Origin of the sequence: Streptomyces sp. NPDC012508 (assembly GCF_042902595.1) — a bacterium.
GTDB lineage: Bacteria > Actinomycetota > Actinomycetes > Streptomycetales > Streptomycetaceae > Streptomyces.
This window is the reverse complement of record NZ_JBIBEO010000003.1, coordinates 295,235-318,564: the sequence shown is the minus strand read 5'-3', so window position 1 is coordinate 318,564 and position 23,330 is coordinate 295,235. Positions and strand designations below refer to the sequence as shown.

Annotated in this window: 18 protein-coding genes; 7 read left to right on the top strand and 11 right to left on the bottom strand. The window is 71.6% G+C overall.

Features of this window, described 5'->3' with window-relative positions:
• Positions 1-48: 48 nt before the first annotated feature.
• Complete coding sequence (locus ACFY8U_RS11890; protein WP_389568849.1) at positions 49-855, top strand: esterase/lipase family protein; 807 nt, start codon at positions 49-51, stop codon at positions 853-855.
• Positions 856-1,122: 267 nt separating this feature from the next.
• Positions 1,123-2,568: a M23 family metallopeptidase gene (locus ACFY8U_RS11885; protein ID WP_389568846.1), complete on the top strand. Its 1,446-nt coding sequence runs from the start codon at positions 1,123-1,125 to the stop codon at positions 2,566-2,568.
• Positions 2,569-2,635: 67 nt separating this feature from the next.
• On the opposite strand, the gene pcrA is transcribed toward ACFY8U_RS11885, so the two are convergent.
• Entirely contained in the window at positions 2,636-5,095 is a 2,460-nt protein-coding gene (pcrA, locus tag ACFY8U_RS11880) for a DNA helicase PcrA (RefSeq protein ID WP_389568843.1), read from the bottom strand.
• A 277-nt stretch (positions 5,096-5,372) separates the two neighbouring features.
• Here pcrA and ACFY8U_RS11875 point away from each other — a divergent pair, with 277 nt between their 5' ends.
• Positions 5,373-6,548, top strand: coding sequence for an NlpC/P60 family protein (locus tag ACFY8U_RS11875; RefSeq protein WP_389568840.1), 1,176 nt, complete (start codon positions 5,373-5,375; stop codon positions 6,546-6,548).
• 10 nt (positions 6,549-6,558) lie between these two features.
• On the opposite strand, the gene ACFY8U_RS11870 is transcribed toward ACFY8U_RS11875, so the two are convergent.
• Positions 6,559-6,912, bottom strand: coding sequence for a hypothetical protein (locus ACFY8U_RS11870; protein ID WP_389568838.1), 354 nt, complete (start codon positions 6,910-6,912; stop codon positions 6,559-6,561).
• A gap of 345 nt (positions 6,913-7,257) precedes the next feature.
• Here ACFY8U_RS11870 and ACFY8U_RS11865 point away from each other — a divergent pair, with 345 nt between their 5' ends.
• Positions 7,258-8,343: an NlpC/P60 family protein gene (locus ACFY8U_RS11865; RefSeq protein ID WP_389568836.1), complete on the top strand. Its 1,086-nt coding sequence runs from the start codon at positions 7,258-7,260 to the stop codon at positions 8,341-8,343.
• A gap of 20 nt (positions 8,344-8,363) precedes the next feature.
• Here the strand turns inward: ACFY8U_RS11865 and ACFY8U_RS11860 are convergent, their stop codons facing one another.
• A complete protein-coding gene (locus tag ACFY8U_RS11860) occupies positions 8,364-9,071 on the bottom strand; it encodes a response regulator transcription factor (RefSeq protein WP_361442624.1) in 708 nt (235 codons plus the stop codon).
• Positions 9,068-10,336, bottom strand: a complete 1,269-nt coding sequence (locus ACFY8U_RS11855; RefSeq protein ID WP_361667695.1) for a PspC domain-containing protein — start codon at positions 10,334-10,336, stop codon at positions 9,068-9,070. Before ACFY8U_RS11855 ends, ACFY8U_RS11860 begins: the two co-directional genes overlap by 4 nt.
• A 171-nt stretch (positions 10,337-10,507) precedes the next feature.
• On the opposite strand from ACFY8U_RS11855, the gene ACFY8U_RS11850 reads away from it, so the two are divergent.
• Complete coding sequence (locus ACFY8U_RS11850; RefSeq protein ID WP_389568832.1) at positions 10,508-11,860, top strand: PspC domain-containing protein; 1,353 nt, start codon at positions 10,508-10,510, stop codon at positions 11,858-11,860.
• On the top strand, positions 11,847-12,110 hold the full coding sequence (locus tag ACFY8U_RS11845; protein ID WP_389568830.1) for a hypothetical protein: 264 nt from the start codon (positions 11,847-11,849) through the stop codon (positions 12,108-12,110). The genes ACFY8U_RS11850 and ACFY8U_RS11845 overlap by 14 nt, the downstream gene beginning before the upstream one ends.
• On the opposite strand, the gene ACFY8U_RS11840 is transcribed toward ACFY8U_RS11845, so the two are convergent.
• The 4 genes from ACFY8U_RS11840 to guaA all read right to left on the bottom strand — a co-directional run bounded on the left by ACFY8U_RS11840 (position 12,017) and on the right by guaA (position 16,665).
• Positions 12,017-12,640 (bottom strand): DoxX family protein, encoded by a 624-nt coding sequence (locus ACFY8U_RS11840; protein ID WP_389568828.1) that lies wholly within the window; start codon positions 12,638-12,640, stop codon positions 12,017-12,019. The two genes, ACFY8U_RS11845 and ACFY8U_RS11840, sit on opposite strands and share 94 nt — an antisense overlap.
• 88 nt (positions 12,641-12,728) lie before the next feature.
• A complete protein-coding gene (locus ACFY8U_RS11835; RefSeq protein WP_389568825.1) occupies positions 12,729-13,958 on the bottom strand; it encodes a hypothetical protein in 1,230 nt (409 codons plus the stop codon).
• A 166-nt stretch (positions 13,959-14,124) separates the two neighbouring features.
• A complete protein-coding gene (locus ACFY8U_RS11830) occupies positions 14,125-14,913 on the bottom strand; it encodes a class II aldolase/adducin family protein (RefSeq protein ID WP_389568822.1) in 789 nt (262 codons plus the stop codon).
• 150 nt (positions 14,914-15,063) lie between these two features.
• Positions 15,064-16,665 carry a glutamine-hydrolyzing GMP synthase gene (guaA, locus tag ACFY8U_RS11825; RefSeq protein WP_361596401.1) on the bottom strand — a complete coding sequence of 534 codons (1,602 nt, stop codon included), beginning with the start codon at positions 16,663-16,665 and terminating at the stop codon, positions 15,064-15,066.
• 329 nt (positions 16,666-16,994) lie between these two features.
• On the opposite strand from guaA, the gene ACFY8U_RS11820 reads away from it, so the two are divergent.
• The gene (locus ACFY8U_RS11820; RefSeq protein ID WP_361442986.1) at positions 16,995-17,291 is read left to right on the top strand and encodes a chorismate mutase; all 297 of its coding nucleotides are present in this window, start codon (positions 16,995-16,997) and stop codon (positions 17,289-17,291) included.
• A gap of 714 nt (positions 17,292-18,005) precedes the next feature.
• Here ACFY8U_RS11820 and ACFY8U_RS11815 read toward each other — a convergent pair.
• The 3 genes from ACFY8U_RS11815 to ACFY8U_RS11805 form a co-directional block, all read right to left on the bottom strand.
• Positions 18,006-19,820 (bottom strand): GMC oxidoreductase, encoded by a 1,815-nt coding sequence (locus tag ACFY8U_RS11815; protein ID WP_389568819.1) that lies wholly within the window; start codon positions 19,818-19,820, stop codon positions 18,006-18,008.
• 44 nt (positions 19,821-19,864) lie between these two features.
• The gene (locus ACFY8U_RS11810; protein WP_389568817.1) at positions 19,865-21,493 is read right to left on the bottom strand and encodes a succinic semialdehyde dehydrogenase; all 1,629 of its coding nucleotides are present in this window, start codon (positions 21,491-21,493) and stop codon (positions 19,865-19,867) included.
• Between the two features lie 145 nt (positions 21,494-21,638).
• Entirely contained in the window at positions 21,639-23,288 is a 1,650-nt protein-coding gene (locus tag ACFY8U_RS11805) for a serine/threonine-protein kinase (RefSeq protein WP_389568814.1), read from the bottom strand.
• Positions 23,289-23,330: the final 42 nt, after the last annotated feature.

Genomic DNA, 23,330 nt, shown 5'->3' with positions numbered 1-23,330 from the left:
GCTCACCGGACTACCGTTCGGCGCCCGCGTGCCGCTCGGAGGTCGCCGATGGAGCTCACCCGGCTCACCAAGGTCACCACTGCACTGAAGGCCAACGCCCTCGAGCTGGCGATCCTCACCGGCCATCTGCTCCTCTACCCCTCCGGCATCGTCTCCGAGCGCCCCGAGGCCGCCCCCGACCCCGACGCCGCGCCGGGGACCCGCGCCGGGACGGGGCGCCCCGTGGTCCTCCTCCACGGCTTCGTGGACAACCGCAGCGTCTTCGTCCTGCTGCGCCGCTCCCTGGTCCGGCACGGCCGTCACCCGGTCGAGTCTTTCAACTACTCTCCGCTCACCTGCGACCTGCGCGCCGCCGCCGAGCTCCTCGGCCGCCATGTCGAGGAGGTCTGCACCCGCACCGGCCACCACGAGGTGGACATCGTCGGGCACAGCCTGGGCGGGCTCATCGCCCGTTATTACGTACAGCGCCTGGGCGGTGACGCGCGGGTGCGCACGCTGGTCATGCTCGGCACCCCGCACTCCGGGACGACCGCCGTCCCGTGGGCGGGCGCCCACCCCCTGGTCCGCCAGATGCGCCCCGGCTCCGACGTCCTGCAGGAACTCGCCGAGCCCGCGCAGGGGTGCCGGACGCGCTGCGTCAGCTTCTGGAGCGATCTGGACCAGGTGATGGTCCCGGTGGAGACGGCGCGCCTCGACCACCCCGATCTACGGGTGCACAACGTTCAGGTCAGCGGGATCGGCCATCTCGCCCTGCCGGTGCATCCGGCCGTCGCGGCGGGGATCTGCGAGGCGCTGGACATCGACGAGCCCGACACCGCACCGGAAGCCGAACCGGGGGCCGCGTCCGTAGCCTGAACCGGCCCGGCGCCCCGGCATGACGTCAGGACGTCTGACGCCCCATCAGAAGGTGTCTGTTCTTCGAACGTTCCTCGAACACAAGCCAAAGCTCTGTCCCGGGGCCGCCGAAACACGGCCGATTGCCCGTTTCCTGTGGAACCAAAACCCTAGGAAGATTGTCGGTCGCGTATACCGCCGGGTACAGTCGCGCCACTGCTTTACCCCGGGACACCCTCGACGGGCCCGCCCCGGACTGGTCCTGCCGCCGAGGCGAGAGAGAAGTTGGTGAACGACCAGCACCCCCACGCCGGGTACGTCGGAGACGACGCCCACAGCACCGGCAGCTTCGCCACGGACCCGCTCTTCGGCGCCCTCCCGGGCGGCTACGACGCCGGTCACAGCGGTCAGTACGACACCACGCAGTGGAGCGGCAGCCACCAGTGGGAGACCGGCGCGTACGAGACCACCGGTCAGTACGACACGACCGGGCAGTACGGCACCGGCGTCCAGTACGACACCACCGGACAGTGGGACGCCTCCGCCTGGAACGAGGCCCAGCAGACGGGTCAGTACGAGACCGCGCACTTCGCCTCGTACGACACCACCGGCCAGTGGACGACCCCCGCCTTCGAGACGGGTACGTACGACGCCACGGCCTGGAACTACGCCGCGCCGCAGCAGGACGTCCTGGTCGCCGAGCCCGTGGTTCCGCAGCAGTACACCCCTGAGTACGAGTTCGTCCCCGCGCCCGAGCCGCAGGCCGAGCAGACGGACACATACGAAACCCCGTACGAGGACACGAACGAGCAGCCCTACGAGGCTCCGTACGAAGCGCCCTACGAGGACACGTACGAGTACGACTACGAGCCCCCCGCGGAGTCCGGGGAACCGGCCGCCGAGCTCCTCGACGAGTCTCCGGCCGTCCCGGAACCCGCCGCCGCCCCCGTCGGCCGCCCTGTGCGCCGCTCCTCCGGTGGCAGCCGAGGCCGTCGCCGTACGCCCGCCAAGCGCTCCGCGCTCCTGACCGTCGCCGTTCCCTCCGCCTGCGTCATGGGCGTTGCCGGGATCGCCGCCGCCTCCGTCGGCGGGCTCACGGACCCGGGCGCCGACAAGAAGGACGACACGACGGCGCTCGCCGCCGCCGATCCCTCCTCGGTCAAGCCGGTCGCCGCCAACAACAAGCTCGACACCCAGCTCGCGGCGCTCAGCGCCGACGCCCGCGACTTCGGCGACCGCGCCAGCCGCACCCAGGAGCGCATCGACCTCAAGGCGCGCCAGGAGGCGGAGAAGAAGAAGCGCGAGGAGGAGGCGGCCCGCAAGGAGGCGATGCGCCCCAAGTTCGCGCTCCCGGTGAAGCTGCACCAGCTCAGCGCGAGCTACGGCCAGGCGGGCGTCAACTGGATGTCCGTGCACACCGGCATCGACTTCCCCGTGCAGTACGGCACGAAGGTGATGGCCGCGACCGACGGCACCGTCCGCACCCAGTGGAACAGCGCCTACGGCAATATGGCGATCGTGACCGCCCCGGACGGCACCGAGACCTGGTACTGCCACCTGAGCAGCACCAAGATCCGCTCGGGCAAGGTCAAGGCCGGCGACGTCATCGCGTACTCCGGCAACTCGGGCAACTCCACCGGTCCGCACCTCCACTTCGAGGTCCGGCCGGGTGGCGGGGCCGCGATCGACCCGGAGGCATGGCTGCGCAGTCACGGCCTCAACCCGACCGGCTGACGATTCCGTACGGACGTACGCGAGAGGGGCCCCGGCCGAAGCCGGGGCCCCTCTCGCGTACGTACCGCTACAGCTTCTCGACCGGCGCGTACCGCAGCAGCAGCCTCTTGGGCTTCTCGTCACCGAAGTCGATCGTCGCCTGCGCGTCGGCTCCCGCGCCCGTCACCTGCATGACCGTGCCGAGGCCGAACTGGTCGTGCGTGACCCGGTCGCCGACCTGGAGCGTGATCACCGGCTTGTCGGTGGTCCGGCGGGTGGCGAAGCCCGAGGGGCCCGAGCGCGCGCGGGAGGAGGAGAGCGAGGAGGTGATCCCCGAGGTCGGCCCGGCGGGCTTGACCATGGGACCGGTCCGCTTCCACTCCAGATACGTCGCCGGGATCTCCTCCAGGAAGCGCGAGGCCGGGTTGTACGAGGGCTGGCCCCACGCGCTGCGCATCGAGGAGCGGGTCAGATACAGCCGCTCGCGGGCGCGGGTGATGCCCACGTACGCGAGGCGCCGCTCCTCCTCGAGCTCCTTGGCCTGGCCGAGCGCGCGCATGTGCGGGAAGACGCCGTCCTCCATGCCGGTCAGGAACACCACCGGGAATTCGAGGCCCTTGGCGGTGTGCAGCGTCATCAGCGTGATGACGCCGGAGCCCTCCTCGTCCTCGTCGGGGATCTGGTCGGAGTCGGCGACGAGCGCGACCTTCTCCAGGAACTCGGCCAGGGTGCCGGTCCCCTCCTCGCCCTGCTCCTGCTCGAACTCCAGGGCCACGGCCGCCAGTTCCTGGAGGTTCTCGATCCGGGTCTCGTCCTGCGGGTCGGTGGAGGCCTGCAGCTCGGCGAGGTATCCGGTCCGCTCCAGGACGGCTTCGAGGACGACGGCGGGGCCGGCGCCGGAGTCGACGACCGTGCGCAGCTCCTCCATGAGGGCGTTGAAGCGCTTCACCGCGTTCGCGGACCGCGCCGCCATGCCGTACGCCTCGTCGACCCGCTTCAGCGCCTGCGGGAAGGTGATCTTCTCCCGGAGGGAGAGGGCGTCGATCATCGCCTCGGCGCGCTCGCCGATACCGCGCTTGGGCACGTTCAGAATGCGGCGCAGCGGGACGTTGTCCTCGGGGTTGGCGAGGACGCGCAGGTAGGCGAGGACGTCGCGGACCTCCTTGCGCTCGTAGAAGCGCACGCCGCCGACGACCTTGTAGGGCAGGCCGACGCGGATGAAGATCTCTTCGAAGACCCGGGACTGGGCGTTGGTCCGGTAGAAGACGGCGACGTCGCCGGCCTTTGCGTCGCCCGCGTCCGTGAGCCGGTCGATCTCGTCGGCGACGAACTGGGCCTCGTCGTGCTCGGTGTCGGCGACATAGCCGGTGATCTGCGCCCCGGCGCCCGCGTTGGTCCACAGGTTCTTGGGGCGGCGGGACTCGTTGCGCTCGATGACGGCGTTGGCGGCGGAGAGGATCGTCTGCGTGGAGCGGTAGTTCTGCTCGAGCAGGATCGTCGTCGCGTTCGGGTAGTCCTCCTCGAACTGGAGGATGTTGCGGATGGTCGCGCCGCGGAAGGCGTAGATCGACTGGTCCGCGTCACCGACGACGCACAGCTCCGCCGGGTCCAGGTCCTCGTAACCGGTGCCGACGAGCTCTCGTACGAGGGTGTACTGGGCGTGGTTGGTGTCCTGGTACTCGTCGACGAGGACGTGGCGGAAGCGGCGGCGGTAGTGCTCGGCGACGTCCGGGAACGCCTGGAGCAGGTGGACCGTCGTCATGATGATGTCGTCGAAGTCCAGGGCGTTGGCCTCGCGCAGCCGTGCCTGGTACATCCGGTACGCCTCGGCGAGCGTCTTCTCGAAGCCGTCGACGGCCTGGTCGGCGAAGGTCTCCTCGTCGATCAGCTCGTTCTTCAGGTTCGAGATCTTGGCGCTGAAGGACTTCGGCGGGAACTTCTTCGGGTCGAGGTCCAGGTCGCGGCAGACCAGCGCCATCAGGCGCTTGGAGTCGGCGGCGTCGTAGATCGAGAAGGAGGACGTGAAGCCGAGCTTCTTGCTCTCGCGGCGCAGGATGCGGACGCAGGCGCTGTGGAACGTCATGACCCACATGGCGTTGGCGCGCGGGCCGACGAGGTGCTCGACGCGCTCCTTCATCTCACCGGCGGCCTTGTTGGTGAAGGTGATCGCCAGTATCTGGCCGGGGTGGACGTGCCGGGTGCCCAGGAGGTGGGCGATGCGGTGGGTGAGCACCCGGGTCTTGCCGGAGCCGGCGCCCGCGACGATGAGCAGCGGGGTGTCGGTGTGGACGACGGCGGCGCGCTGCTGTTCGTTCAGCCCGTCCAGGAGCGCGGCGGGGTCCACGACGGGGCGGGCGGCTCCGTCGCGGTAGTACCCGTCCCGGGCCGGAGGCGCGTCGAAGCGCCCCTCGAAGAGGTCGTGCGGGACCTCGTCCGCGGCCGGGGCGCCGTGGGCGTGGTGCTCGTCGTCCTCGGGCGGGGGCGGGGGCTCCTCCGAGGAGTGGTTCTGGAGGCTCGCCAGGAAGCTGTCGTCAAAGAGGCTGCTCATCGCCTAACGAGTCTAGGCCGCCGCACCGACAGCGAGTCCCCACCTCCCGAAGTGACAGAAATATCACGGAGGGTGACAGTCCGCTTCAGGTCACGGAAATGTATCGGGCATATCGAACATCGGCCTTCACAGCACCCTCACCGGTTGGCTAGCGTGCTCGCCCAGGCAGCCCGTCCGCTCCGACGGCGAAACGCGCCGAGCGGGCCGCTCACGCCGAAACCGGCCCTGCCCCACGGCAGTTGTCGCCGGTCGTTCCCCTCGGCGGCCACGGAAGGAGATGCCGGTCTTGGCGTCCCATCGCAAGCCGCGCAGCAACCGTTCGCACTCCCCCGCCGTCGGGGTCACGACGGCCGCACTCGCCGGGGTCACGCTGCTGACCACGCAGAGCGCCCAGGCGACACCCGCCGCCCCGTCGAAGCCGACGGTGGAGGAGATCCAGAAGAAGGTCGACGACCTCTACCGGCAGGCCGGCACGGCGACGCAGGAGTACAACCGGGCCAAGGAGGCCACCGACCAGCAGCGTCGCAAGGTCGACGGGCTCCTGGACGACGTGGCGAAGCGGACGCAGGAGATCAACGAGTCGCGGCGGGCACTCGGCTCGTACGCGGCAGCGCAGTACCGGGCGGGGGCCGTCGGCCCGACCGCCGCGCTGATCTTCGCGGACAGCCCGCAGTCTTACTTCGACCAGACCCACCTCATGGACCGGCTCACCGAGCGCCAGCGCAGCGCGGTGGACGAGTACGAGGGCAAGCGCGTCGAGGCGGCGAAGCAGCGCGCGAAGGCGACGAAGAGCCTGGAGACCCTCACCGAGTCGCAGGCGACGCTCCGTACGACCAAGCAGACCGTCCAGCGGAAGCTGGGCGAGGCGCGGACACTGCTGGCCCGGCTGACGGCCGAGGAGAAGGCGCGGCTCGCGGAGCTGGAGCGCAAGCGGGAGGCGGAGGCGCGGCGCAAGGCGGAGGCGCGGGCCAAGGCCGAGGCCGAGGCAAGGGCGGCGGCGGAGGAGGCCGAGCGGCGCAGGCAGGAGGAGGCGGCGAAGGAGCAGCAGCCCACGCAGCCGGCGCCCGGCGGATCGACCGGTGGCTCGGCCGGCTCGACGTACGCGGCGAAGGCGGAGAAGGCGATGGCCTTCGCCCGCGCCCAGATCGGCAAGCCGTACGTGTGGGGCGCGACCGGTCCGAGCTCGTACGACTGCTCGGGGCTCACCCAGGGCGCCTGGAAGGCGGCCGGCGTCGACCTGCCCCGTACCACCTGGGACCAGGTGGAGGTGGGCACCCGGGTCGCGACGGCCGATCTGCTCCCCGGGGACCTCGTCTTCTTCTACGACGACATCAGCCACGTCGGTCTCTACATCGGCGGCGGCAAGATGATCCACGCACCGAAGCCGGGCGCGAACGTCCGCGAGGAGTCGATCTACTACATGCCGATCTACGGCGGCGTCCGCCCGGCCTGAGCCGGTTCCGTCAGGTCCAGAGGGTCGCGATGAAGATGTTCGCGACCGTGAGGCCGCCGACGGCGCCGAAGAGGCCCTTGTCGACCGTCTCCTCGTCCCGCTTCACATAGACGAGGGCGAGGATGACGACGAGCACCGCCATCTTGATGCCGATCTTCACGTTGTTGACGCTCTGGTCGTCCGCCTGATTGAGGCCGACCAGGGCGATGCCGGTGACCAACATGGTGAGCGCGCCGTGGAGCATGGCGGGCGTGAAGCGGGCCGTACCCGCGCCCATCGCCTTCATCTGGGTGAGGAATCCGCCGAGCAGCGAGGCGATTCCGATGATGTGCAGGGCGACGAAGACATTGATGAGTACGTCCATGGGGCGGAGCCTAACCGGGGCCTTAGCACCCTCGTTCGGCCGGGTGCAGCTTGTCCGGCCCTTCGGTCATGCCCGCGCCGGAATGCGCCGCCCACCTGTCGCCGCGGCCGGAGAGGAACGGTCCCGAAGGGACAACTGGCGCCAATAACGGTCAAGGCCCCGCCGCCCCGTGACGGGCAGGTTTAGCGTCCTCCCCCAGGTGGCCGGCTTCCCACCACCGCCGGTCCTCCGGCGGCAGCCGGCCGCCCCCGCCGAGAATCCGGCGGTGGGCCGTCTCCCCTGTGCGGTCCATCGCCGGACCCGGTGGGCATCGACCCCCACAGGGAGAGGATGTGACCCGCCCTCGTGGCATCGCACCGGAAGCCCAGGAACTCCCCCCTCGGTGGCCAGGCGGTAAGGACCGCCGCCACGCTCGCCCTCGCCTCCGCGGCGACGGCGACCGTCTTCGAGGGGTCCGGGCACGCCGAGCCCCGGCTCACCGCCGCCCAGGTCAAGGCGAAGGTCGACCGGCTGTACCAGGAGGCCGAGGTGGCCACCGAGAGGTACAACGGCGCGAAGGAGAAGGCGGACGCGGCGCGGGACGCGCTCGACCGGCTGCGAGACGAGGCCGCCCGGAGGACCGACCGGCTCAACACCGCGCGCAACGGGCTCGGTTCGGTCGCCGCCGCCCAGTACCGTTCCGGCGGCCTCGACCCCGCCGTGCAGCTCGCGCTCACCTCCGACCCCGAGCAGTATCTGGAGCGCGCCGCGCTGGCCGAGAAGGCCGGTCAGCGGCAGGCGGCGACCGTCGCCTCGGTGCGGCGGGAGCTCGCCGGGATCAGACAGGTGCGGGCCGAGTCGGACGAGCGACTGACCCAGCTGCGCGGGCACGAGGCCGATCTGCGGCGCCAGAAGGCGGCCGTGCAGGGCAAGCTCGGCGAGGCGCGCTCGCTGCTGGCCCGGCTGACCGCCGAGGAGCGGGCGCGGTACGAGGCGGTGGCGGCCGGGTCCGGGCGGGGTGACACCGGCGGCTCCTCCACGGGGACGTCGGGCAGCCGGGCGGACCGGGCCTCGGGGGCGCGCGGTCCGGTCACGGCGCCGAGCAGCCGCGCCGCACAGGCGATCTCCTTCGCCCGGGCCCAGATCGGCAAGCCGTACGTGTGGGGCGCGACGGGGCCGTCGGCGTACGACTGCTCGGGGCTGACGCAGGCCGCCTGGCGCTCGGCCGGGGTGGCGCTGCCCCGGACGACGTACACGCAGATCAACGCCGGGCAGCGGGTCTCCCGCTCCGAACTGGCCCCGGGCGACCTGGTGTTCTTCTACTCGGGGATCAGCCATGTCGGGCTCTACATCGGCGGCGGACAGATGATCCACGCGCCCCGCCCTGGCGCGCCGGTGCGGGTCGCGCCGATCGACGAGATGCCCTTCGCGGGAGCGACGCGCGTGTCGTGAGGGCGCGCGCGGCCCGCGGCTCAGACCAGCCGGCGGGCCGTCGCCCAGCGGGTCAGCTCGTGCCGGTTGGACAGCTGCAGCTTGCGCAGCACCGCCGAGACATGCGACTCGACCGTCTTCACCGAGATGTAGAGCTGCTTGGCGATCTCCTTGTACGCGTATCCACGGGCGATCAGCCGGAGCACCTCGCGCTCGCGCTGGGTGAGCCGGTCGAGGTCCTCGTCCACCGGCGGGGCGTCGGTGGAGGCGAAGGCGTCCAGCACGAAGCCCGCCAGCCGGGGCGAGAACACGGCGTCGCCCTCCTGGACCCGGAAGATCGAGTCGACCAGATCGGTGCCCGTGATCGTCTTGGTGACATAGCCGCGGGCGCCGCCCCGGATCACCCCGATCACGTCCTCCGCGGCGTCCGAGACCGACAGGGCCAGGAACCGCACCGGGTTCTCGGGCGCCGTCATCAGGTTCGCGCAGCGGCGCAGCACCTCCACCCCGCCACCGCCCGGCAGGTGCACGTCGAGCAGGACGACCTCGGGGCGGGTCGCGGTGATCACCGTGACCGCCTGGTCGACATCGGCGGCCTCACCGACGACCTCGACGCCCGTGACGTCCGTCCGGCCGATCTCGGCCTGCACGCCCGTGCGGAACATCCGGTGGTCGTCGACGAGCACGACCCGCACCCGACGCTCCGTGGTCGGTGCCGCCGTCGTCCCGGTCCCGGTCTCGTCGCTCATCCGTCCGCCCTCTCCATCTCAAGCTCCACTTCGGTGCCCCCGTCCGGCACGGACCGCAACCGGGCCGAACCGCCGTTGCGCTGCATCCGGCCGATGATCGATTCTCGTACGCCCATCCGGTCGGCGGGCACCGCGTCGAGGTCGAAGCCGGGGCCGCGGTCCCGCACGGAGACGAACACCGTACGGCCCTCGACCTCCGCGTAGACCTGCACCGCCCCTCCCTCGCCACCGTACTTGGCGGCGTTGACCATCGCCTCGCGCGCGGCCTGCATCTGTGCGGCCAGTTTCTCGTCGAGCGGGCAGTCGCCCACGACCACGACCTCCAGCGGGACGCCGTGCTTGTCCTCGACCTCGGCGGCCGCCCGCTTCACGGCCTCGGCGAGCGTCTCGGGCTCCTCGCTCTCGTCCTTGCCCGTGCCCTCCGGCTTGTACAGCCAGTTCCGCAGCTCCCGCTCCTGCGCCCGGGCCAGCCGGCGCACCTCCCCCGGCTCGTCCGCGTTGCGCTGGATCAGCGTGAGCGTGTGCAGGACGGAGTCGTGGACATGGGCCGCGACCTCGGCGCGCTCCTGCGCGCGGATGCGCATGGTCCGCTCCTCGGAGAGGTCCTGCGACATCCGCACCAGCCACGGACCGGCGAGCAGCGCGATGCCGGTGAGCACGGCTATCGCGGCGGTGAGCGCCGTGCCCAGCTGGGCGGCGGATCCCCGGACCACCATGAAGACCGTCAGACCCATGCCGACGAGGGCGACGCCCGCGAACCCGCGGGCCAGTTGGAGGGTGCGCCGGCGGCGGCCCGGCTCGGTCCAGCTCGCGCGGCGGGCGTTGTCCGCCTGCCGCCAGACGAGGACGACGCCGACGCCGATGAGGAGCGTGGGCCAGACATAGCGGTCTGTCTGATTGCCCCAGTTGATGTTGCCCGCGAAGACCGCGGCGCCGATCCCCAGCGCGATCAGGGCGAAGACCTGGCCCCGGTCCGGCTTGCGCAGCCGGCGTCTTCCGTCGGCGGTGGTCTCGAAGACGGGGCGGGGCGCGCTCCGGCCGCCGACACCGAGCGGGACGACGATCCAGAACACCGCGTACAGGAGAGCGCCCAGACCGTCCGCGAGAAGCAGGGCCGCGAACAGGACGCGGACCCAGACCACGGGCAGTCCGAGATGACCCGCGAGGCCGCGCGCGACACCGCCGAGCCACCGTCCGTCGGCGCTGCGGTAGAGCTTGCGCACGGGCGGTTCGTCGGTCTCGGTGGCTTGGGCGGCTGCTGGCATGCACCGATCGTCACACGTGCGGCCGGGCGGGTACATCAGGGTCGATCCCTGAGATCGCCCCTAGGAAGCGGCCCCTGGGAACTTCTCGGGGTGGACCGCCCCCGGAATATCAGGGTCGGGCCAGGGTCGGCCCCGGTGCCGCGGCGGGACGGCGGCCGTCACCATGGACGCATGACGAGTTCGACGCCTTCTTCGCACGAGGCCCCGCCGCCGGCGGAGGCTCCCCCTGCCGCGCCCCTGCGCCGCTCGCGGCAGCACCGGGTCGTGGCCGGTGTGTGCGGTGGCCTCGGCCGGCACTTCGACCTCGATCCGGTGATCTTCCGTATCGCGATCGGCGTGCTGGCCGTGACCGGCGGTTTCGGACTGATCTTCTACGGCTTCGCGTGGCTGCTCCTGCCGCTCTCGGGCGAGGAGGAGAACGAGGGCCGCAGACTGCTCTCGGGCCGGGTCGACGGGGCCGCGCTCGCGGCCGTGCTGATGGCCCTGGTGGGATGCGGTGTCTTCCTGTCGATGCTGCGCAACGGCGGAATGCTCGCGTTCGCGATGATGCTGTCGATAGCGGTGTGCGGCGCGGCGGTCTGGTCCCGGCGGCGGGTGCAGGCCACCGCGGGCGACACCGAGAGCCGCATGGACGCGGCGACGGCGGCCGCGGTCGCGGAGGCACCGCCCGAGACGAAGGCACCCCCGCTCGTGGAGTTCCCCTCCTGGTGGAAGGACCCCATCGTCAAGGACGGCTCGACGGGCAAGGTCGCCATCGGCTACCTCTGGGGCCCGCACGGCGCGGGACCGGACGGCCGTCTCCGGAACGGGGAGATCCCGGTGCCCGGCAGCCAGTGGGGCTCGGACGGCCCGGCGGCCGGGCGTCGGCCGGAGGCGTCGGCGGTCGGGCGCGGGCCGCGCTCCATCGGCGGCCTGGTCTTCCTCCTCGCGCTGCTCGCGGGCGGACTCGGCACGGGGCTGTCCTGGGAGACGCATCCGTTCGGCACGAGCCTGCAGATCGGACTGGTCGCCGCCCTGGGGGTGTTCGGTCTCGGTCTGGTGATCAGCAGCTTCCTCGGCCGGACCGGGTTCGGCACGCTCTTCCTGACCGTGGTCACCGCGGGCCTGCTCGCGGTGGCGGCGGCGCTGCCCAAGGAGATCTCCACGGAGTGGGTCCGTACGACCTGGCGACCCGCGTCGGTCGCCACCGTGGAGCCCCGGTACGAACTGGGCACCGGCGTCGGCACGCTCGATCTGTCACGGCTCGCCGTCCCGGCGGGTACGACGGTCGACACCGAGGCCGAGGTCGGCGCCGGCAAGCTGGAGGTGATCGTGCCGAAGAACGTCACGGTGAAGCTGCGGGCCCAGGTGGGTCTGGGCGATCTGCAGCTGCCGCAGCAGCGCCCCGAGGACATCGACATCGCGCCCGACCGCGACGAGCGCCGGACGCTGCCCCCCGTCGAAGGCACCACGCCCGGGGGAACGGTCGACCTCTCGCTGGAGGTCGGTCTCGGACAGGTGGAGGTCATCCGTGCTGCTTCATGAGTTCCGGCCCGGCCGGCTGATCGTCGGCGCGACCGCCCTCGGCCTCGCCGTGCTGTACGCGGGGGACGCCGCGGAAGCCTGGGAGACGCCCTGGTACGAAGTGATCCCGATCCTCTTCGGCGGCCTGGCCCTGGCCGCCGTGGCGACCTGGATCGCCTACGGTGTGCGCCGCCGCCGCTCGGCGAGAACGGCGTCGAGCGAGAAGTACGCGGCGCCGGCGAGCACGAGCGGGAGCCAGGACATGAGATAGGCGAGGTCGTTACCGTAGTAGTACGGGTCGACCTGCCAGCTCACCGTCAGCCACAGGCTCAGGGAGATCAGCGCCCCGCCGAGCGCGGCCACCCGGGCGAACAGGCCCACCAGGGTGCCGATGCCGACGGCCAGTTCACCGAAGGCGATGGCGTAGCCGAAGCCGACGGGGCTCTTGAGCGCCAGGTCGACGAGGGCGGGGATGGCCGAGGTGTCCCGGACGCCGCGCATCATCTCGCCGATGGACCCGCTGCCGGTGTCGGACATGAAGGCGGAGTCGGTGAGCTTGTCGAGCCCGGCGTAGACGAAGGTGACGCCGAGGAAGATGCGCAGCGGCAGCAGCGCGTAGTGCGAGGCGGCCGCCTTCCAGGCTGTGAGCCCGCCGGACCGGCCGGACCCGCCGTGACCGCCGTGACCCCCGCGCCCGCCATGGCCACCGCCCGGCGCTCCGTACGGACGGGTCGAGCCCGTCGAGCCGGTCGGGCCGGAACCCCCGGGCGTCCCGGACGTTCCATTGCCGTGCTGTGCCATCGTCGGCCTGCCTCTCCACGCCACTGTCCGCGGAATCGATTGTCCCCGGACCCCCTCCCCGTGGATACGTGGAGGACACGCGGATGGTTCAGTCGACGACGTCGATCGTGACCCGGTTGGTCTCCACACCGGAGGCCGTCACCACCGACACCTCGACCCGTCCCGGCTCCACGTCGACCGGCAGCGGAACGGTCAGGACCGTGTCCGTGGGGTTGGCGAAGCCGCCCGGGACGGGGACCAGGGGGACGTGCGCGTGAACCGGACCGACGCGCACGACCAATCGGGTCAACGGGTCAGGTGCCGAGGCCCCGGCCGGGACGAAACCGGTCCCCCGGATCTCGATGTCGTCGCCGATGCGGATCGCGGCGTCCAGGTCGCCCGCCTCGCGGGACCGGACGACGGAGAGGATCGCGGGCCTGCCGCCCTCCGTGAACTTGGCCGCGAGGTACGCGGCCGCCGCCACGGCGACGAGGAGTACGAGGGACCACGGCACCTCGGGCAGCCGGTCGGGCGCGCGCCCCAGCCGCACGGCGGCGACGACGAGGACAGCGCCGGAGACCAGGACGTGGGCGACGTCGGTGAGGCAGGCGCGGCCGTTGTCGTCGCAGAGCAGATCGGCGGCGCGGGGCCGGTCGGCCCGGACCTTCTGCAGCCGCTGCCCCACGACGCGGGCCCACACGATCCGGCGGGCGGCGACGGCGACCGCCGCCGTCAGCGCGAAGACGGTCAGCAGCCCTGCGCCCTGGCGGATGCCGAGGCCGACCCGTTCGGCGCCGGTGACCAGGCGCAGCGCGAGGAAGAGCACGGTGTAGACGGCGAAGAGCAGCCAGCAGGCGGCTACCGCGCGGGAGGTGGAGAGCCGGTTGTCCTCCCCGATCAGCGGGGCGAGGACGCCGCCGCGGGCGCGATGGGCGTGCGCGGCGAGGGTGAGCGGGACGGCGAGGACGAGCGCGGCAACGAGTCCGGCCGTGCGCGATCCGGTCCATCCGGTGCCGAGCGCCGTGAGCGCCTGACCGAGGAGCAGGGCGAGGATCCCGCCCCAGACGGCGCCGAGCGTCGCGTACCGGACCCGGCGGAGCCAGGCGTCGCCCGCCGCGCGGCCGCGCGCCGCGACCGCGCGCGCGGACTGGGCGAGCGCGTCGGAGACCCACTGCCGCGAGGCACCCGGCGAGTGGGCGACGGCCGCGGGCACACCCTGGCCCGCCGCCAGCTCGTCCCGTCGGGCGAGGAAGGCGGCGACCGCTCGCCGGTGACCCGCGCGCCCGCCCTCCGCGCATCCCGCGTGGTCACCGCACTGTCTCGCCTCTTGCACCGCCACGGCGCCCACTTCCCGATCTACCCGTCAACTGACCGTTGAGTACTGGGAATTGTGTCGCACCCGAGAGCCTCCGGCCTGCTCCGTGCGCCCCGCGCGAGAGTGATTGAACCGTCATCACATTGACGTAAGGACAGTTAAAGACAGTTAAGGACAGTTAGGCCACCTTCTACGACAGCAGTCCGGGCTCGGCGCGGCTGATTCGGCGCCACAGCGGCTGGTAGTTGATCCAGGCGGCGAGGTCGGTGCCGAGCTGCTCGCGGGTGGCGACCGCGTCCCTGTGCCCGATCGGCACCGGCTTCCCCGCGGCCCGCGCGGTCAGCTGCACCCGGGCGCACCGTTCCATGGCGATGAACCACCACGCGGCCGCGTCGACCGAGGTCCCGACGGTCAGCAGCCCGTGATTGCGGAGCACGATCGCCTTGTACGGGCCGAGGGCGGTGGCGATCCGCCGCCCCTCCTCCGGGTCGACGGTGACGCCGGTGTACGCGTCGTAGAGCGCGTGGTCCTGATAGAACCCGCAGGCCTCCTGGGTGATCGGCTCGATCAGCTCGCCGAGCGCCGCCAGCGCCCGCCCGTAGGTGGAGTGGCTGTGCGCGACGGCGACGACGTCCGGCCGGGCCCGGTGCACCTGGGCGTGGACGGCGAAGGCCGCCTGGTTCACCGGTGCCCTGCCCAGCACCACCTGCCCGTCCCCGTTGACCAGGACCAGGTCGCTCGCGGTCAGCTCGGCGAAGGGCGCGCCGAAGGGGTTCACCCAGAAACAGTCGGCGTACTCGGGGTCCCGGGCGGTCACATGACCGGAGACGCCCTCCTCGTACCCGAACTGTCCGAAGAGTCTGAGTGCGCCCGCGAGTCTCCGCTTGCGGTACGTCCGCTCCTCGTCGACGGTCTCGTGGACGGGCGGCATGGCGACATGGAGGTGCTCGGAGGGTACGGGTGCCGGTGCATCGCTCATGCGCGGGAAGGTAACGCCGGGCCGTACAACTGACCAGAGAGATCACACGAAGAAGCCGCCGAGCACGCCGAAGACGCCGGGACGACGAAGCCGCCGCCCCCGGATGGTGGGGGCGGCGGCTTCACACGCCTACGGGAGTGACCGGCGGTACTACTCCCACTCGATGGTGCCCGGCGGCTTGCTCGTCACATCGAGCACCACACGGTTCACATCGGCGACCTCGTTGGTGATGCGGGTCGAGATCTTCGCCAGGACGTCGTACGGCATCCGCGTCCAGTCCGCCGTCATGGCGTCCTCGGAGGAGACCGGACGCAGGACGATCGGGTGACCGTACGTCCGGCCGTCGCCCTGCACGCCCACCGAGCGCACATCGGCGAGCAGCACGACGGGGCACTGCCAGATCTCGCGGTCGAGACCGGCGGCCGTCAGCTCCTCGCGGGCGATGGCGTCGGCCTCGCGCAGCAGGTCCAGGCGCTCCTTGGTGACCTCGCCGACGATACGGATGCCGAGGCCGGGGCCCGGGAACGGCTGTCGCTGGACGATCTCCTCCGGCAGGCCGAGCTCCTGGCCGACCATGCGGACCTCGTCCTTGAACAGCTGGCGCAGCGGCTCGACGAGCTCGAACTCCAGGTCCTCGGGGAGGCCGCCCACATTGTGGTGGGACTTGATGTTCGCGGTGCCGGTACCGCCGCCGGACTCGACGATGTCCGGGTAGAGCGTGCCCTGGACGAGGAACGCGACGTCCTCGCCGGCGCCCGCCGACTCGGCGACGATCTCCGCCTGCGCCTGCTCGAAGACACGGATGAACTCGCGCCCGATGATCTTCCGCTTCTGCTCGGGGTCGGAGACCCCGGCGAGGGCGGCGAGGAAGCGCTCCTGCGCGTCGACGACCTTCAGCTGGACGCCGGTCGCGGCGACGAAGTCCTTCTCGACCTGCTCGGTCTCGTTCTTGCGCATCAGACCGTGGTCGACGTACACGCAGGTGAGCTGCGAGCCGATGGCCTTCTGCACGAGGGCGGCCGCCACGGCGGAGTCGACGCCACCGGACAGACCGCAGATGGCGCGCTTGGTGCCGACCTGCTCGCGGATGGCCGCGACCTGCTCGTCGATGACGTTGCCGGTGGTCCAGGTCGGCTCGATGCCGGCGCCCCGGTAGAGGAAGTGCTCCAGGATCTGCTGGCCGTGCGTGGAGTGCAGCACCTCGGGGTGGTACTGGACGCCGTACAGCTTCTTCTCGTCGTTCTCGAAGGCGGCGACCGGTACGACGTCCGTGGACGCGGTGACGGCGAAGCCCTCGGGGGCGGCGGAGCAGGCGTCACCGTGCGACATCCACACGGACTGCTCGGTCGGGGTGCCCTCGAAGAGGGTCGATCCGGCCTTGGAGACGTGCAGCGGCGTACGGCCGTACTCGCGGGCGCCCGTGTTGTCGACGGTGCCACCGAGGGTCGTCGCCATCAGCTGGAAGCCGTAGCACATGCCGAAGACGGGGACACCGGCCTCGAAGAGCGCGCGGTCGAGGCGCGGGGCGCCTTCCGCGTACACGGAGGACGGGCCGCCGGAGAGGATGATCGCCTTCGGCTTCTTGGCCAGCATCTCGGCCACCGGCATGGTGGACGGGACGATCTCGCTGTAGACCCGCGCCTCACGGACGCGTCGGGCGATGAGCTGGGCGTACTGGGCGCCGAAGTCGACAACGAGGACTACGTCCGGGTTGGAGACGTCGGGCGCGGCAGCGGGAGTCGCTGATGACACTACGGCGGCCTTCCGGCGGTAGGGAGGGGTTCCCCCGAAGGGGGCTATTTGTCGATTCTACCGGCGCGCCGGGCTCGCTTTTCGTCTCACCATCCGAACCCGGGTTGTCCCGGCCGCGGCGGCGGGGTCCATACTGTCCGCATGCGCAAGCTCACGACCTTCGTCTTTACCTATGGCACCGGCCCGTCCGGCTGCCATGGTCGTGCTGCTTGAGCAACTGACAAGCGACTTCCCAGGCGCCCCGGGCCGACAAGGCCCGGGGCGCTCTGTCGTTTCCGGGCCCTGCCGCTCCGGGGCACCCCACGAAAAAGGAGCCCACCATGACCGCGATGACCCAGACCCCCGCGACCCCGACCGAGAAGACCGGCGCCCGCACCGACGAGGCCGCCGCGCTCATCGGCGACGCGCGCGAGCGGATCGACGCGCTCGACGACCGGATCATCGGCCTGATCCAGGAACGGATGGCCGTCTCGGCCGTGATCCAGGAGGCCCGGATCGGCTCGGGCGGCCGCCGGGTGAACCTCGCGCGCGAGATGGAGGTGCTCGGACACTTCAGGGACGCGCTGGGCAAGCCGGGCACGGCCCTGGCGATGACGATGCTGGAGCTCTGCCGGGGCCGTATCTGAGGACACGCGCACGTCCGAGCTGAGGACACGCGCCCGTCCGACCCGAGGGCACGCGCACGTCCGATCCGCGTACCCGGGTGCCCCCCGCGGGCGGGGTGACGGACCTGAGTTCGGGCCCGCTCTCACCCGTACGGCGCGTGACCGCCTCGCGGACCCCTTCGTTGGTCCCGGTGTCCGTGCCAGCCAGGGGCGGGCCCGAAAAAACCACGCGTGGCTTCGCTGGGGCGTGTGACGTACCGCAAGTACGTCGTGGGACCTCGCCCCAGCGCGCGTGACCGGACGGCAGGGGACAGCAGCCCGGTCACCCATAAAGGGCGGTCGGCCCCGGGGACGCCCGGGGCCGACCGCAACCGGTCCAGACGGATGCGCCGGCGTCCGTCCAGCACGAACACCTCCCACCCCTCCCCGTCCCTCCACCCCACGCCACCCTCGCGGCGCGACCCCCGGGCGCCGCGCTCCCCCGGCACCGCCGCCGCCCTGACACCGGTGCCGATCGCCAAGGGCCCCGTGCCGCGACCGGAATCGCGCCACGGGGCCCTTGCGCTGCCCGGGAACGGCACCCTCCGGAGCACGTGACGCGCGTCACATGAAGATTTCTCCGATCGCCTACAACCAATCCCTCTGGACACAGGTCATGTATGCAGCACCACCCAGAAGCTGGAGAGGCGCTGCACTCGGAGGGGGGTGCAGCGCCTCTTCCGTGTCCGGAACCGGCTACGCCTTCTTCGGCGGAACTGCCGGCATCCCCAGGAACGGCAGCTTCAGCGCGCCGAAGGCGTCCGCCGGGACCGCCGGGGACTTCGGGGCGACGGCCGCGACGCGGACGTACGCCTCGCCCTGGCCGGGGCGCGGGTCCTCCTCGCCCTTGTTCGGCCACAGAGACATCGCCCGCTCGGCCTGCGCCGTGATCGTCAGCGACGGATTGACGCCGAGGTTGGCCGAGACCGCCGCCCCGTCGACGACCGAGATGCCCGGGTGGCCGAAGAGCCGGTGGTACGGGTCGATGACACCGGTCTCCGCGTCCGCGCCGATCGGGCAGCCGCCCAGGAAGTGCGCGGTGAGCGGGGTGCCCATCAGCTCGCCGATGTTGGAGCCGGCGAAGCCGTTGATCTCCTCGGCGAGCAGGGAGGCCGCGCGGGTCGCCTCGGGGATCTGGTTCGGGTTCGGCGCGCCGTGCCCCTGGCGGGCCGTGAGCAGGCCCTTTCCGACGCCGCCCGGCTTGCGGTAGGTCGTCAGGGAGTTGTCCAGGGACTGCATGACGAGACCGATGATCGTCCGCTCCGACCAGCGGCGGTTGGAGAGGGCGCGGAGGGCCAGGGTGGGGTGCTTGACCATCTCCAGGAGCCAGTTCCGTACGCGATGCGCGCCGTAGGGCACCTGGAGGACCGTCATGCCGCCCATGGCGTTGGAGCCCTTGCCGTAGCGGACCGGCTCGATGTGGGTGTTCTCGTCCGGGTGGATGGAGGAGGTGATCGCGACGCCGCGCGTGAAGTCGACCTTCGCCGCGCCGTGCTTCTTGCGGTAGCGCCGGTCGGTGGTCTGCGAGCCGACCAGCGCCTCCGAGTTGGTACGGGTCAGCTCGCCGAGCCGGGCGGAGATCCGGGGCAGCAGCCCGGTGTCCTTCATCCGGTGCAGCAGCGACTGCGTCCCGTACGTACCGGCCGCGACGACGACCCGTGGCGCCGTGAACGTCCGGCCCCTGCCCCTCTTCCTGTCGTCCGTGGGCAGCGTCTTGACGGCGTACCCGCCGCGCGAGTCCTCGGTCAGGGCGACGACCGAGGTCATCGGGTGGACGACGGCGCCAGCCTTCTCGGCGAGGTAGAGGTAGTTCTCGTTGAGGGTGTTCTTGGCGCCGTGGCGGCAGCCCGTCATGCACTCGCCGCACTCGGTGCACGCCGTGCGCGACGGTCCGACGCCGCCGAAGTACGGGTCGGCGACCTCCGTGCCCGGCTTCGCCTTCACCGCGCCCCCGGCGTCCTCGCCGTCACCGAAGAAGACCCCGACCGGCGCCATGTGGAAGGTGTCGCCGATGCCCATGGCCTGCGCGGTCGCCTTGAGGTGGACGTCCGAGGGGGTCATGGTCGGGTTGAGCCGTACGCCCAGCATCCGCTTGGCCTGGTCGTAGTACGGCGCCAGCTCCTCCTGCCAGTCGGTGATGTCCTTCCACTGCGGGTCCTGGAAGAACGGCGTGGGCGGTACGTAGAGGGTGTTGGCGTAGTTCAGCGAGCCGCCGCCCACGCCCGCGCCGGCCAGCACCATGACGTTGCCCAGCAGGTGGATGCGCTGGATGCCGTAGAGGCCGAGGGCGGGGGCCCAGAGGAAGTTCTTCAGGTCCCAGGAGTTCCTGGGCAGTTCCGTACGGGTGAAGCGGCGGCCCGCCTCCAGGACGCCGACCCGGTAGCCCTTCTCGGTCAGGCGCAGGGCCGTGACCGAGCCGCCGAACCCGGAGCCGACCACGATGACGTCGTAGTCGTACGCCGAGTCCAGGTCGTCCTCGTCCTGATTCTGGGCAGGGGGTACCGCGGTCATGGCTCTCCTCGTGCGAAAAGGGGCGGGAAGGGGCAGGCAGGGCGTCAGCGCAGGCGCAGGGCCTTCATCGCCTTCAGGGACAGGCTCATGAACGCGGCGTACTTCTCGTCGTCCATCCCGAAGGAGGGGGCGAGCGGGATCAGCCGCTGCTGGGCGACGGTCTGGGCCTCGGTGAACTTGAGGATGCCCTCGGAGCCGTGGCGCCGGCCGAGCCCGGAGTCCTTCATGCCGCCCATCGGTGCCTGGACGCTGCCGTACGCCGGCGCGTACCCCTCGTTGATGTTGACCGTGCCGGTGCGCAGCCGGGCGGCGATGGCGTGGCCGCGCCGCGAGTCCTTCGTCCAGACGGAGGAGTTGAGTCCGTACGGGGTGGCGTTGGCCAGCTCGACGACCTCGCCCTCGTCCTTGAAGCGGTAGATCGAGACGACCGGTCCGAAGGTCTCCTCGGTGCAGACGGCCATGGGCGCCTCGACGCCGTCGAGGATGGTCGGCTCGTAGAAGAGCGGGCCGATGTCCGGGCGGGCGACACCTCCGGCGACCAGCTTGGCGCCCTTGGCGACGGCCTCCTCCACATGCTTCGTGACCGTCTCCAGCTGCCGCTCGCCGACGAGGGAGCCCATGTCGGCGCCGTAGGAGAGGGAGTTGCCGAGCCGCATCGCCTTCGTACGGGCGGCGAAGCGGGCGACGAAGTCGTCGGCGACCGACTCGTGGACGTACAGCCGCTCGATGGAGATGCAGAGCTGGCCGGCGGAGGAGAAGCAGGCGCGGACGGCGCCGGCGGCGGCCTTCTCTATGTCGGCGTCCTCGAGGACCAGCATGGCGTTCTTGCCGCCGAGTTCGAGGGTCACACCGACGAGCCGGGCCGCGGCGCCCTGGGCGACCTGGCGGCCCGTACGGGTGGAGCCGGTGAAGGAGACGTAGTCGGCGTGCTTCACGACCTCGGGGCCGACGACCGGGCCCTCGCCGAGGACGACCTGGAAGACCTCGGCGGGCAGCCCGGCCTCGATCAGCAGGTCACGGGCCCAGAGCGCGGTGAGCGCGGTCTCGGTGTCCGGCTTCATCACGACGGCGTTGCCCGAGACGAAGGCGGGCAGCGCGTCGCCGACCGACAGCTCCAGGGGGTAGTTCCAGGGTGCGATCTGGCCGACGACACCGCGCGGCTGGCGCAGCTCGGTGACCTTGGTGAGGGTCGGTACGACGCCGGTGTGGTGCTTGGGGCGCAGGTAGGCGGGGGCCTTGCGGCCGTAGTGGCGGGCGGCGACCGCGACGGCCAGGACCTCTTCGTGGGCGTGCAGACGGGCCTTGCCCGTCTCCAGCTGGATGAGGTCGAGGACCTCGCCCTGGCGCTCCAGGACCAGGTCGTGGAAGCGGAGCAGGACGGCCGCGCGGGCCTTGACGGGAGTCGCGGCCCAGACGGCCTGGGCGGCGCGGGCGCGGGCAAAGGCCTCGGCGACGTCCTCGGGGGTGGACTCGGGCAGGTCGGCCAGCTTCTCCCCGGTGAAGGGGGTGTGGTTCGAGGTGCGGCCGGAACCGGCGACACCGCGGGTGAGCTGGGCGACCACCTCGGGGGTGACCACGTCGGCGGCGGTACGGGCACCGGCCGGCGAGGGCGCGAGGGGGTTCGTGCCGAGGGCGGCGGTGGCCAGGGCGGTGGGTGCCTGCGAGTCCGTCATGAGGGCGAGAGTAGGCCGCATTCCGCCCTTTGGGTACCCGTCGGTAACGCGTTTTCACCGGGTGCGCACAATCGCGCCAGCGATCGCTGGCACATAAGCCCTGATCAGCGGCTTACGGTCGGCCGGGAGTGCGAATCCCGCTTGCTCAGCCCGTCTGCTCGCCCGGCGCCCGCCAGTACTTCAGGACGACGTCGAACTGTTCCCGGGTGGTCTCCCAGCTCGACTCCGGCGAGGACATGTACACGGCGTACTCGGTGCCGTCGTCCGCGAAGTACAGCTGGTCGATGGCGTGTCTCGGGCCCGGGAACTCCTGCTTCTCGTACCAGGTGAACTCCCACCGGGCGGAGCGGACCTGGTCGCGGTAGGTGTTCTGGTTCAGCTTGATCCGCTTGTACTGGAGCCGCCTCTTCAGCGTCTTCTCCAGGTCCAGCACGTGCACGTACGGGTTCTCGAAGTCGGGAGTGGGGTCGACACTGATCCGGATCCGGTGCCGTCCGTTGTCCGGCGTGTAGTCGATGCTGTCGCCCTCCGTCTGGCGCTTCCAGCCCTTCGGCACCGCCAGGCTGAAGCCCTTCTCGTCCTCGACGCGGTGCCAGCCGTCCGGGAGGGTGTCCTTGGCGGCCTTCGTCACCTCGGGCTGCGTGGTGTGACCGGCGTTCCCGGCCTTGCCGCCTCCGCCGGAGTAGTGCATGGCGGCGAAGACGGCTCCACCGGCGACCAGGCCGGCGAGAACGGCCGCCAGGACCGCCGAACGCCACCGGCCGCGGCCCTTGGGCTCGCGTCCCCCGGGGCGGAGCCCGGCGGCGGGGGTGGGGACGGGCGGGGGAACAGGGGTCGAGACGGGGGTGGCCGTGGGACCGGGGGGCTGCTGTGCCGGGAGCTCGGCGGTCGCGGAGACCAGCTCCTCCTGCCCCACCCGCCGCGTCGGCACGTACGCCTGCGCGGCCTGCGGCGAACGGCCCTCCATGGCGTCGAGCAGCATCCGCTCGGCCTCGTCCGCGCGCGGCCGCTCCGCCGGGTCCTTGCGGAGCAGCGCCACGATGACGGGGGCGAGCGCGCCCGCCTTGGCCGGATGCGGCGGCTCCTCGGTCACCACGGCCTGCATGGTGCTGATGGGCGAGGTCCGCCGGAACGGCGAGGTCCCCTCCACCGCCGAGTACAGCGTCGCGCCCAGCGACCAGAGGTCGGAGGCGGGGCCGGGGTCGCCGCCCCGTACCCGCTCCGGCGCCAGGTAGTCGATGGAGCCGACGAGTTCACCGGTCCGGGTGATCGTCGAGTCGCCCTCGATGGCCGCGATACCGAAGTCGGTGAGCAGCACCCGCCCGTCGCGGGCCAGCAGGACGTTGCCGGGCTTGACGTCCCGGTGCAGGACCCCCGCGGCGTGCGCGGCGCGCAGGGCACCAAGGACGTGCAGGCCGATCCGGGCCGCCTCGCGGGCCTCGATCGTGCCGGCCTCCTTCGCGGCGTCCGCGAGCGAGGGTCCGTCGACGTACTGCATGACGATCCACGGCCGGTCGTCGTGCTCCAGGACGTCGTGCACGGTGACCACGCCGGGATGGGTGATCCGCGCGGCCGCGCGGGCCTCCTTCTGCGTACGGGCGTGCAGGACGAGGCGGTCGGCCTCGGCCACGAACCGACCCGCCGTCAACTCCTTGACCGCCACCACCCGGTGCAGTACTTCGTCGTGCGCGCGCCAGACCTTGCCCATGCCGCCGCGGCCGATGGCCTCGCCCAGCCGGTACCGCCCCGCGAGCAGAAGTCCCGCGCCCGTGTCCGCACCCTGAGAATGTTCCACTGTCCCCCGCCTGTTCCTTCGGATGCCAGGTTACGGAGGGGG